Origin of the sequence: Bartonella sp. CL266QHHD (genome assembly GCF_042195355.1) — a bacterium.
Taxonomy (GTDB): domain Bacteria; phylum Pseudomonadota; class Alphaproteobacteria; order Rhizobiales; family Rhizobiaceae; genus Bartonella.
Genome location: NZ_JBHIOD010000033.1, coordinates 118,520 through 131,474, shown reverse-complemented (window position 1 = coordinate 131,474; position 12,955 = coordinate 118,520). Strand labels below are relative to the sequence as shown.

Below are 12,955 nucleotides of genomic sequence, written 5' to 3'. Positions count from 1 at the left end.
TTTTACGCCTCTAAATTATATGAATCAAAATTAATTGCTTGCAATCTATGGGCATTTTCCTTCAACCAAGCACGGTACGTTTTACTATCAGGACATAGCTCTTCACAAAGAGCCCAAAATCTCGGTCCGTGATTCATTTCAACAAGATGAGCAACCTCATGAGCAACAACATATTCCACAACTTCTTTTGGTGCCATAACAAGGCGCCAAGAAAAAGAAAGACGCTTATCTATTGAACAAGATCCCCAACGACTTCTCGTATCTTTATAACAAATTGATTTGACTTTACGCTCTACTTTATGGGCATAATGTGCCACCAAAGGTGTTATAATAAGTGCTGCTTGTTTTTTCAAAACGTCAGCAATGCGTCTTGGGAGATATTCTAATTGACCATAAACAATAATTTTAGGTCCTTGCTCCGCATCTGCTGTAAGGATTTCTGTTACCCCACGCCCTTCTCTATGCTTTATGGTATGGGAAACACCTAATAAAGGAATCATTGCCCCCTCTTTGAGATAAGCATTTTCATGAGAGATTTGTAAACGAGCAAGACGTGCCTCAATCCAAGATCGATGCTTTTCAATAAAACTTTGAATCGTACAGAGACTTATCGCTGGTGGTGTTGTTACACAAATCTCTTGACTGCTGGCATCAATACGTAAGGTAAGACGGCGTGCATACTTATTTTCCCGCACCCGTACAGGCACAGAGCGATCAGAAAAAATAAAATGCTGCTTAGAAATGCTCATATATTTTTATCTTCATCAATAAATGTACCCCTTATTTTGCATTAATCTGATTAATAAAAGATCTCAATACTGTTTCAAGGCAATCTAAATCTTGTGGACGAGAAAAGCGATGATCTGCATCACGAACAAGTGTCAACGTTACATCATGGAGAGGTAAATGATCAAGTAAAGTCAATGTATGCTGATAGGGAATATCTTCATCTTCCATCCCTTGTAGAATATGGACTGGACACCCAACATCAATGCATCCTTTCATAACACAATTTTCGCGCCCATCTTCAATTAATTTTTTTGTAAAGGGCATTGGCTCTGTATCATCAACAGCAGGTCGTTCAATATAGCCTTTTTCTTCCAAAATCTTCCATTCTTCTGGGCCTAATTTTGGTTCCACCAATGTTTGTGTAAAATCAGGCGCTGGAGCAATCAATATCATGCCAGCAAGCTTCTTATTTTTCTGTGCTAGCATCATAGCAAGCCTTAGTGCAATCCACCCACCCATAGAGGAACCAATCAAAATTTGTGGACCCTCACAATAGGTTTCAAAAGTCGCTAAACTTTCCTTAACCCAACGCGAAATTGTTCCTTGAAAAAAATCACCTTCAGATTCTCCATGTCCAGAATAATCATAACGTAAACAAGACAAATCATTCTTCTGAGCAAACTGATCAACTAACGTTGCCTTACTTCCCAACATATCGGATTGATAGCCAGGAAGCCAAACCAAACCTGGAGATTGGCGCCCCTTGCGATAACGTACTGCAAGTGTGGTGTTCTCAAACGAAAAAAACTGACAAGGAATATGTTGATCCATGATTCTTTATCCTCCATAAAACAATTTCTTTAAATTAAGAGAAAACTTTTATAATCTAAATCATTCCAAAAAGTAATAAATCAAATAATGAAAATAACACGAATTATAGTTGTTTTTAGGTGCATAATTGTATATTAAATTAACTGTAGTTGAATCAAAATTTAAGGAGCATAAACCATTCGTAAACCGTTTAAAATGACACCTACCCAAAAAGACGGACCACGTTCAAATAAGGATATTCGGGTACCTCATGTTCAGCTTATCAATGATGAGGGACAACATCAGGGAGTTGTTGCGATACAAGAAGCTCTTGCTATGGCTGCAGATGCGGGACTTGATTTGGTTGAGATTGTACCAAATGCAGAGCCACCCGTATGTAAAATCATCGATTTGGGAAAATTAAAATATCAAACCCAAAAAAAAGCTGCTGAAACACGTAAGAAGCAAAAAGTCATCGAAATCAAAGAGATTAAGATGCGCCCAAATGTTGATGTCCATGATTATGGAGTCAAGCTCAAGGCTGTTCATCGCTTTATTGATCATGGTGATAAAGTAAAGATTACTTTGCGTTTTCGTGGTCGTGAGATGGCTCACCAAGATCTTGGATTAAAGCTTCTTCAGCGTGTGAAAGAAGATACAAGTGAAATTGCCAAAATCGAATTGGAGCCAAAGCTTGAAGGCCGGCAAATGATGATGGTGATAGCACCTAAATAGTTTTGCATTGAAATAATATTCGCATGCAACTCATTAGCATGGGCGTATGGTATTTTTAGAAGCACCACATAGAGTTTTTGTGGTGCTTTTAAGGTTTTATAAATGTGTATAAAGCCTTTTAAGAGTTTAATAATGCTTGATCGATTTATAAGAAGAATTCGTTATTTTGCATATTAAATGAGAAAGCTCAAACATCGTAAGGCCTTCTTATTTCAAGCACTCTTATCATGCAATGCGGCGAAATTGTTTGCTTACACATCACAAATGGAGATGATACATAAAAAATTATTAAAAAAGCAGAAATGTTTTTTGTGAGCCATTTCAAGTGCCAAAGGCTATCACAATATGGAAATTGGTAAATACAATAGTGAGACTCGCCGGTATCTTTTATTGAAAACTAAAAATAATGATGAACAACGAATTTTCGTTATACCTTTTACAGAAACTTTGCACTACATTCTTCACTCTCGCCGTCGTGAAATTGATATGATGAGCCTTGAAAGAAAAGACTATTTTTGTAAAAAAGATTAAGGGGCTTTTTAATTAAGAGTGTTTCAATCTTGCATAAAATAATGAGAGAATATAGAAGCACTTCATGGCTAAAAAACAAATTTCCTCTTTCGACAAACATCTTATTATCCGCCTTTTACGAGAAAATTTTCGTAAACATATGCGTTGGTACAGTGCGGCTATCTTCTCAATGATCATCATTTCTTGTACCACAGCAACCAGTGCATGGATTATGCGGGATGTTGTTAATCAGATTATTGATGCACAAAATTTTCCTATGATTGTTTTGATTTCTAGCTTCATTGCTTTTATCTTTATTCTCAAAGGAGTTGCAACTTTTTTCCAAACTTACTTTCTAAACAAAGCAGGCAACAGTATCATTGCTGAACAACAGCGTAAAATTTTTGCACGACTTATGGAACAAGGAGTCTCTTTTTATCATAATAACACTTCATCTGATCTTCTTGTTCGTGTAACTCATAATGCAACAGCCGTACGTAATATAATTGATACTATTATCACAACTTTTGTACGTGATTTGCTTTCCGTTAGTGGTCTGTTGCTTGTCATGTTCATTCAAAACTTTGTGTTAATCTCCATTACTTTAATCGTAGGACCACTAGCTTTTTTAGGCGTTCGAATGGCTTTAAAACGCGTTCGCAGCTTGATGGAAAAAGAGCTCCTTTCACTTGGTGAAATTATCAAAATCGTACAGGAAACGGCTGTTGGTATTCGAATCATCAAGGCCTTTTCACTAGAAGAAGTCATGAAAAAACGGATGGACAAAGCCATTTGTGATGTTGAAAAACAAACAAACAGTATTGCAACACTCGAAGCTATTACCAATCCAATTATGGAAACACTCACGGGTGTTGCCATTGCAGGTATTATTTGTTTTTCCGGTTATCTTGCAACCCAACGCGCAGGTGTTCAAGGTGAATTTATGTCCTTTATTGTTGCTTTACTTTTAGCTTATGAACCCGCAAAAAGACTAGCAAATGTACGTGTTAAAATTGAATCTGGCTTGGTCAATATCCGTACGATGTTTGAAATACTCGATTGTCCCCTTACAGTTGTAGAACATAAAGAAGCTAAAGATCTGAATAAAACGCAAGGAACTATTCGTTTCGAACATGTTTCTTTTGCATACACTAATAACAAAATGATATTGAAAGACATCAATCTAGAAATAGAAGCCGGAAAAATGACAGCATTGGTGGGACCATCCGGTTCGGGAAAATCAACCCTTATCAACCTTATTATGCGCCTCTATGACCCCACAAAAGGACGCATATTGATTAATGATCAAGACATTCGCTACACAACATTTCGCTCTCTGAGAAACCTGATGGCCTATGTAGGACAGGATACTTTTCTCTTTCAAGGAACTGTTAAATATAATATCGGGCTTGGAAAAGAAGGGGCTAGTGATGACGAAATTATCGAAGCAGCAAAAGCAGCAAATGCTCATGACTTTATTATGAGTTTGCCAAATGGTTATGATACACAGATAGGTGATAATGGCTGTAATCTTTCAGGGGGGCAAAAACAACGACTCGCTATCGCTAGAGCAATGATTCACGATAGTGAAATTCTGATTCTTGATGAAGCAACAAGTGCGCTCGATTCACACACCGAAGCACAAATTAATGAAGCCATTCACCATCTTACTAAAGGACGCACAACGATCATTATTGCTCATCGCCTTTCAACGATTGCTCGTGCTCATAAAATTGTGGTCATACAAAATGGACAACTAATTGAACAAGGTACTCAAAAAGAATTGCTAGCAAAAGAAAATGGGTTTTATAAAAAACTTCATAATATCCAGTTCAAAAAACATACCTCCTAATTTCTAGATCCTTAAATAAGATTTGAAATAAAAAATGGATAGAAGGTAATGCTTCATTTATAAAAAAAGACTTGTTATCAAGAAAAAGCATTACTTCAATCAAGAATTGGTAAAGAATTTATGGTTTATTGAAAATAAAATTCTTGGATTTAGATGAAAACTTTACTCGTTGTTTTGTTGAATGCAAAAGATAAGATGTAATTTGCTTATTGCAAATTTTCTTTATATTTATGATGAATCAATCAAAAGCGCTTGTTGTACGTCATAAGAGATATTGGTATATGCATAAAAACTCTTAAGATAAGCAATAAAAATACCTCTACACTTTCAAGTGAAAAGATTGTCAGCAACATGAAAAGCTGGAAAATAGAATGATAATGCCGGCTTATAGCTTTAGCAAATACTTATACCTTTATTAATAACGGTAGTGTAGATTTTATACCATTCATAAGAGGTACTTTATACCATTTCACAAGCAATCTTATGAAATAGACTCAAGCGCACACTGAGAAATGTTCCTTTAAAACAAGTACATAAACTTGCAACACAATAATGTTATATTTTGGAGTATTCTGTTTGGGGAGCTATTCGTTATAAGAAAAGTGATCTCATTCAAGACACAATAAACAAAAATCTAAAATAATAGGTAATTTTTATTATTAAAAAATATTGCTTTAAATGCGTTTGACAATAAAATCGATATCTTATGAATTCTCTGCTTGCCTCATGCTTTTGACGGTCTTTAATGGAATCATGTCCTTCACGTAAAAACAGAATGCCATTGTGTTGCAAATTCACGTACTTGTTTTAAAGAGACCTCTCTCAAAGTCTTCCCTAAGCCCATTTCGCGATAACATTCGTGAACTGTATAACGATAAATCCATTAACCCCCTCTATCTTTACGCTTATGGAGTAATAAACCGGCACCATTCACACTATTCTGCCAGTCCCTAATGTTGCGACAGCTCTTAGCTCTCGAGATGATTCATAAGAGGCATTTTTAGTCATTTCTTAATAGTTTTATCCACACAGGATTCCCCGCTTGTAGCATACAAGCCGAATGGTTTTGATTGATTCAATACGAAAGAGATTCGTACGATATTCAAAGTTCTAATTCAAGTTGAATAACAATAAATTATCTTTATAAATCAATATATTGCACACACTACATTCTTTAGGCAACAGCACGATATGGGCTTGAAAACAAGGTAAGGTATTTCTCTAAAATAAATATATAGCAGCAAAATAACATACTATCTTTCGTGAAGATTTTGTCCCTTTAGAGAATAGCATAACAAAAAATCGAATATTTCAGATATATCTCTTCACGCCTCAACAAAAAGCTTCTTCTTTTATAGGATTTCTAGTCTATGCCTCCTTCCTCAGATTTAGAAATGAAAGACAAAAAACGAAGAAATTGTTTTTTTAAAATTCAATCTTTAATAATCTCTTTCATAAAAGAGACCTATACTAGAATTTTGTTCATTTCCTATGGCACCTTTAGCTTTGAGATGACGCGAAATATCTAAATTAATTGTCCCTTTCGTCGTTCCATCAGACCCTGCTTCAAAGCCCAAATAAATATTATTGTGTATGTAGCGTCCAATACGTAAGCCTGTATTACCCTTCTCATTAACGATAACATCAAGATCATCAAGTCCAATTTTAGTTCGTAAAGTATTCAACAAAGATGTATTAGAAGCACCTGCAAGATCAGCCGCTGCTGCTGCAAGTTGAGCAATCTGAAATGGTGATAATTCATTAAGAGAGCGATTAAAAATCAAACGAGCCAAAATCTCATCCTGAGGCAAATTTGGTTGTGAAGAAAAATTAATATCAAGATTATCAACCGTCCCACTTACAGTTACAGTGACGCGAATATCACCACTGTTATTGTTGGTTACAAAATAAACCGTAGGATTAAGATTACCACTAAAACTCGCTTGTCCTTGATCAAAATTAAGACGTTGCGACAGGATATCAAAACGTCCACGAATCATTCTAAATTCACCAACTGGATGCACATCATTCAATGGACCTGCTAGATTAATGCGTCCTCCCAGTTCAGCATCTAAGCCTTTTCCGCGTACAAAAAATTGATTGCGTGCTGTAATACGCATATTTGATAGCACGACAGATGACGATTCTTGTGTAACTATACGGCTTTTGCTTTTGTTCGTGTTCTTAACATCAGCACGTTCAAGTGTTGTTTGAATCGATTTAGTTAAATTCTTATTTCTAACATCAAGAAACTTGGCACTTTTAAAATGATCAGGAACAAAAACTTCAGCTTTTTCAACGATGATATCACCACCAAGAACAAGATTATTTAAAAAATGACCTGTCATTGTCATCTCACCTGATAATGTTGCCAGAATCATAGAACCATCATTATAATTGGCATTATCAAGATGAAATATCAAATCTGTCTCTAGACTATTAGAGATACGACCTGAAGCAGAAATTCCCCCCCCCTCAAACGAAGAAGCTGAAGCTTTCTCTATAAGGATATGATCACCTTTCAATTTGCCTTCAAGCTTTATATTATTCAATCCTACATTTGTTTGTGAATCAAAAAAGCTACCGTCGCCTATAGAAATATTTCCTAACAATTGTGGCTTTGATAACGCCCCATTAAGAGCTGTATCAATTCTTGCTGTACCCGTTATATGTGCACCACGCTTGGCTAATAAGAGATTAACAAAATCAAGAGGCATTATCCCTTTAACGTTTAATTTTGCCTCTGAACCATTAAGAGACACAGGCCCATGGATGGAAAGATCTAATCCTTTATCTCCAGTAGCTATCATATTTTCAATATGAAATGTCGATTTTTTATAAGAACCACGAGCATTTATATTGATTGACATCGGTCCTTTATGCGTCATAGCGGTTAAATTTTGACTAGAAAGCTCAAAATGAGCAGATGGATCCTTCATTGTTCCACCAATATCAACTTTACCTATCACTGTCCCATCAAGCGCTTGTCCTGCAATAAAACCATTCGCCAAACGTGCAGATAAATTTTGCAAATTAATATGAAGATCAAGCGCATTTTTCTCTAGAGATACATGCCCCTGAGCTTGTGCTTGTACTCCTTCTCCTGTTAAATTTGCATTCAAAGTAAGATTTTGATCTACAGTGTTCCCCGTAGCAGAAAGAGAAAAAGGCATAATTTTTTTATCTCGAAAAGCAACGGTTGTCAGTCCCTCACCTTTTATATCGTAAGTTATATTAGGTTTTTTTAAATGACCACGAATCATAACCTGCCCTGTTACACTCCCTGCTGCTCCAAGATCAGATTTCCACAGATTGACTAAAGCAGCAGGAAGCGCATTCATTGTAAGTTGCAAATTCATGGTATCTTGAATATTCCCTGCTAAGATGATGTTGCCTCCATTTATTGCAATTCCTAATTCATTGATTGTCATTCCATCTTTATCAAAAGCAATTATGGATGGCTTCGGCAATGTTGCATGAAAAGTATGTTGTTTTAAGTCCACAGTTTCAATTTGCACTTCTCGTTTTATACTTTCTGGAAGTTCCTCAACCATTAAACGACCAGAAAGCCGTGCATTGAGAGTATCATGCAACATCGCTTGGACAGTAAAAACCGTTTGTCCATTATTCCTATCAGCGTGAGCATTTAAACGATTGACCATTACCAAAGGTGTTTGAATATGTTCTGCATTGATAACTCCTTCAAACTGAGTCATGCCAAAAGGATCGAATATGTCAGCATCTATTGCCAATTTTTTTATTTTATTCTTGGAAAAATTCAAATGGTTAACATGCGCCTTCACATTGGTTTTTTGTCTGCCATTTTGTTCATCAAAAATAAAATCTCCTTTTACTTTTCCACTACCATCCTGCAAAAATAACGCTGAAAGTACGGAAATATCATCGGCATCAATATGCAGCGCTCCTTTCAAAAAACCGCCAAGTTGTTGAGAAAGATCACCCGTTATTTTTGCACTTCCCCCTCTAATATCGATATTTTTAAGTTTTCGAATTTTATGAGAATCTTCAAAAGAGGCCGATACATGCAAAGGTTTCTTAGCAAAAATCCCTTCACCTTTTACCACCCCCGTTAAAGAAGTAATTGGTGCTGTATTATCTACAAATGCATCTATGTTAAGTGTTGTGTTTTGAAGTTTCTTCCCTACAATTAATGCTTCAGCAATATGGGCACGTGTATTTAGTTTTATATGGCTATTGCGCCCTCTCGCCGTACTTTGAATTGTAAGCGCACCGCTTATCTTTGGATCTAATTTGGACAAATCAGATATTTGAGCAGATAGATCCATTTTAGCGCTTTCATCTGAAAAATAACCATTAGCCTCTATGTTTGTATATTGATTTTTCAAATTAAAATGACGAAAAATGACACCCCTCGTATTTCGAGTAACACCACCTGAAAGAGTGATGTTTCCTTTGAATAAACGATCAAAAGACTGCATGCCTATTTTCATATCGTCAGCCATTCCTGATAATTGGAGATCAAAAATGCCACTCAATAAACTGATCGTTCCTTTGGCTTTAATATCTGCACTACCAGAAAGTGATTGTTTACTGAACACTTCCAAAGGAGTTAATGTTTGAGCTTTTAAACCGAGATCGCCTTTAAAAATAAAATTCTCCATTGTCCCTTTTAACCAAGAAGAAAAACCCTGAGCCGTAACACTCAGATCATGAATCAAAATTGGTTTGTTCGAAACAATATCCGTATCTAAATGCACATGAACCGCTTGGCTTAAATTTTCTACTAACGCTCCCTTAATCTTTTTAACCCCTTGAAGCGTCCCTTTAACCTGAACACCAACATGACGAGAAGCTGCATTATCAAGATTTTCGCTTACTCCTCCCATATCAAAAATTGCATCGCGAATATAAATATTTTTATTGCTTAAATGATTTACAACCAACCGCCCACTCCAAGATTGTTGACCTTCGCGACCATAGTCAATGTTCAAAGCAAGAGTATTCGCAGATTTTGGCACGTCTGATATAGGTAAATGAACAGAATCCTTTTCGTTATCAAGAGCCATTTTTCCATCAACAAAAAGCCGTCGCAAAAATCCATCGGCGGTTATTTCAGCATTGGCTATAACGTTCATTGCTTTGTTCTGAATAACCATCTGATCAAGGTGTGTCACACCTTCTTTTGTTCTTCTTGCCTTTGCTTTTAATGTTATATTAGATTCGAAGAGACTACGATATTGAGAAGGTATTAAAGGGCTCAGTGTTCCCTCTAGTTTCGTAGAAAAACTCTGTCCTTCTGGAACACTTGCAAGAATAACATTACCATCTACAATAGAATGATGATCAGACTCTAAAGAAAGTTTGATAACCAAATCATCAAAAGTACCATCACCTTTCAGGACGAGATTTAATGCTGGACATTGTTCAATGTTAAAAATATTTGCCAAAATACCATTTTGTGGTTCGTTAGCAGAAATATCAATTTGAGCTGTACGATTACTATCAGATATCTTGGTGAGAACAGAAAAAGAACCCGGTGCATCTAAACGATGCGCCGCTATATCGACATCAAAATTACCACTAGCCAAGGTGAAATTGCCTTTTAAGGACATATCAGCAGAAAAACCAAAAAGATTCTGTTCAAATGTCACATGTTGAGCAGTAAGCGTATTGATAGAAAGAGCAAGCGGCAATTTTGGTAAAGAAAACTTACCCGTCTCAAGGGAAGAAACAAAAGAAGAATTGCCTTGCGGTTTGCGTAAAAATGTAACCTGTTCTGCCGAAAGCTGGTTAATATCCATCCGCCCTCTCAGCAATGCTAGACGATTCCAATCCATTTTAGCATTGGTAATTTTAAGCCAAACCCCTTTTTTATCACTGACAGTAATAGTATCAATTGATGTTTGAGAAGACAGTGTCCCTTGCATATTGTGTAAACGAACTTGACGATTAGGCGCTGAAAGCTTTCGTTCAATTAAAGAAACAAACCATGAGCGATCATCTGTTTTCATTTCGCTAGAGGGAAGAATGTCTCCTCTTTGCGCAAAAACAAAACCACCCACCCCAAAAAACAAAAATACAAAGAAGAAAGCTGAGAAACGTACACCTTTTTTCATTAAAATGCTTGCCCTATACCCACATAAAAACCAATGCGAGGGTCACCCTTCTCTCTCTTTAAAGGAAAGGCTAAATCAACGCGTAAAGGACCAAGACCCGTCATATAACGTCCTCCTATACCGGCTCCCCATTTAATTTTTTGAGAAAAATCAAAATTCGCCTTTTCCCCTACTAAACCTCCATCAAGAAAACCGACAAACCCTATTTTATCATTTAAAGAAACACGCAATTCTGCCGATCCCTCAATAAGCGCCCGTCCACCAACAACCGCATCATTTTCTGTTTTGATACCAATATTACGGTAAGCATAACCACGAACAGAGCCCCCACCACCAGCAAAAAAAAGCGTATTTGCGGGTACTTGTGCTGTATCATTCCCAAGAACTGCACCAAGTTTTGCCCGCGCAGCAACAACAAAACGATCCCCTTCATCCAACGCCCAATAAGAACGACCTTCTGCTGTTACTTTTGCAACAAAGTTGCTAAAACGCATCTCATAAAAAGGCTCAATGAAAACTTCACCATATAAACCTTTTGTTGCATTAAACTTATTATTACGACTATCGTAAATCAAGCCGCTAGGGAAACCGATTGTTGTAAAATTACGGCTCCCAAAATAGATATCACGTGAATAACCATTTGAAACTTCTACAGCAGCCTGTCCCGATAGATTACCATTGAAAATATGCGTAATACCTAATTTTCCTTTGATGGCTTTTGTCGTATAATTTTCTAAAACATCTTGTTGTATTTTTAATTCTGACCTGAGATCTGTATCTGGCGTGAGTACACCAGGCTTTATAAACGTGCTACCGAAAAGATAATCAAAATTTTTAAAATTATATGATTGCTTTTTATTGCTACCAACACCACTTATTTTTGTTTCAATTTTAAGAGTCTCTGCATGACCCAAAAGATTGTTATGCATCCAATAAGTCTCAAAACCAGCACCATCTAATGTTGAATAGCTACCGCCTACACCAAAACGACGCGGTTTACGTTCTTGTACAACAAGCATAAGCGGTAAACTACCATCTAGATTAATAGTATCAGCCTCACGTATATTGATAGCACGAAAAACACCAAGGCGCGCAAGACGTTCATTTGCCTTAGCTAACGCATCGGAATCGTATATCTGCCCTGGTTTCAATCCAGTCATCCACGCGATATAAGCTGAATCTACACGTGGTTTCTTACTTATATTACGCACACTTAAAGGACCATAATGAGCCTTTTGTCCAGGACCAACAACAATCCGTCCTTCAACACGCAATGTAGCATGATCAGCCACGACTTCACTCTTCATAATTTTAGCTTTAGCATAACCTTGTTGCCGCCATCCTTCTATCGCCCATTTTTCTGCTTTCAAAATGGTTTCAGATTTAGCAATAGCCCCAACTTTATAGCCCAATTCTTCAATTGTGGGCATTTTATGCGCTTTACGTTTTTCAAACGGAGCTACTTTATCAATATTGGCAATACTAAAAACATATTGTGGACCAGCATTAATTGTAATAACGATATTCGATTGTGCTGGAAGTTGAGTTACCGGACTTAAATCAGCGACTTCTAAGCCATTAATTTTAATACTAATAACACCACCATAGCGTCCATCAGCATAAAGAGCAGAAAGAATTGCTCGATAATCTGAACGCGCCTTGGCTAGCAAACCAGAAGAACTAGCGGATGCTTTCTCTTTATCAGAAACAAGAGAAGAAACAGATTTAACTATTTTTATACCTTCTAATGGCGCTCCTGGCGGTGCAATAACATCAACTTTATAAAATCTCTCTGTACTTTTGGCATAATGTGAAGGAGAATTTGTTTTCTTTTTACCAAAAAGAGGAATGCCGAAAAAATCAAATGCAGCAAGAGGCTGTGGAAAAGAAAAAGAAAAACACAAGCCTATAAAGACACAGCGCACAGTCCCTGATTTTAACAAAATTCTTGTCTGGTATACCATAAAATCAGATACCTTATAATACACTTTGCATCTACTACGCTTTAAATAATATAAAAATAAGAAAGGTAAATATAATTACTTTGCACATTTTACGCGTTTTATCACATCAAATAACACTCTGCGATACATAACGTCACCCTCCCCTTATATTTTCATAAAATTCTGCACTGTTGTATAACACGAACAGCCTCATTCTTTTTTTCTTAACATATTTATTTAGCTTATTATAAATGTTTTATTGCGTCCCATATTATCAT

7 protein-coding genes are annotated in these 12,955 nt (G+C 36.5%); 3 read left to right on the top strand and 4 right to left on the bottom strand.

The window, feature by feature from the left end:
- Positions 1–2: 2 nt before the first annotated feature.
- The gene (locus tag ACFIK7_RS03205; protein ID WP_273790220.1) at positions 3–749 is read right to left on the bottom strand and encodes a M48 family metallopeptidase; all 747 of its coding nucleotides are present in this window, start codon (positions 747–749) and stop codon (positions 3–5) included.
- Between the two features lie 31 nt (positions 750–780).
- Positions 781–1,560 carry an alpha/beta hydrolase gene (locus ACFIK7_RS03200; RefSeq protein WP_375662928.1) on the bottom strand — a complete coding sequence of 260 codons (780 nt, stop codon included), beginning with the start codon at positions 1,558–1,560 and terminating at the stop codon, positions 781–783.
- A 195-nt stretch (positions 1,561–1,755) separates the two neighbouring features.
- Between ACFIK7_RS03200 and infC the strand changes: the two genes are divergently transcribed.
- From infC to ACFIK7_RS03185, 3 genes are all read left to right on the top strand, one after another.
- On the top strand, positions 1,756–2,274 hold the full coding sequence (gene infC, locus ACFIK7_RS03195) for a translation initiation factor IF-3 (RefSeq protein ID WP_273790218.1): 519 nt from the start codon (positions 1,756–1,758) through the stop codon (positions 2,272–2,274).
- A 345-nt stretch (positions 2,275–2,619) separates the two neighbouring features.
- Positions 2,620–2,805, top strand: a complete 186-nt coding sequence (locus ACFIK7_RS03190) for a hypothetical protein (RefSeq protein ID WP_273790217.1) — start codon at positions 2,620–2,622, stop codon at positions 2,803–2,805.
- A 64-nt stretch (positions 2,806–2,869) separates the two neighbouring features.
- Positions 2,870–4,636, top strand: coding sequence for an ABC transporter ATP-binding protein (locus ACFIK7_RS03185; protein WP_273790216.1), 1,767 nt, complete (start codon positions 2,870–2,872; stop codon positions 4,634–4,636).
- Between the two features lie 1,439 nt (positions 4,637–6,075).
- Here ACFIK7_RS03185 and ACFIK7_RS03180 read toward each other — a convergent pair.
- Positions 6,076–10,734, bottom strand: a complete 4,659-nt coding sequence (locus ACFIK7_RS03180) for a translocation/assembly module TamB domain-containing protein (RefSeq protein WP_375662927.1) — start codon at positions 10,732–10,734, stop codon at positions 6,076–6,078.
- Positions 10,734–12,698, bottom strand: coding sequence for an autotransporter assembly complex family protein (locus tag ACFIK7_RS03175; RefSeq protein WP_375662926.1), 1,965 nt, complete (start codon positions 12,696–12,698; stop codon positions 10,734–10,736). Before ACFIK7_RS03175 ends, ACFIK7_RS03180 begins: the two co-directional genes overlap by 1 nt.
- Positions 12,699–12,955 lie beyond the last annotated feature (257 nt).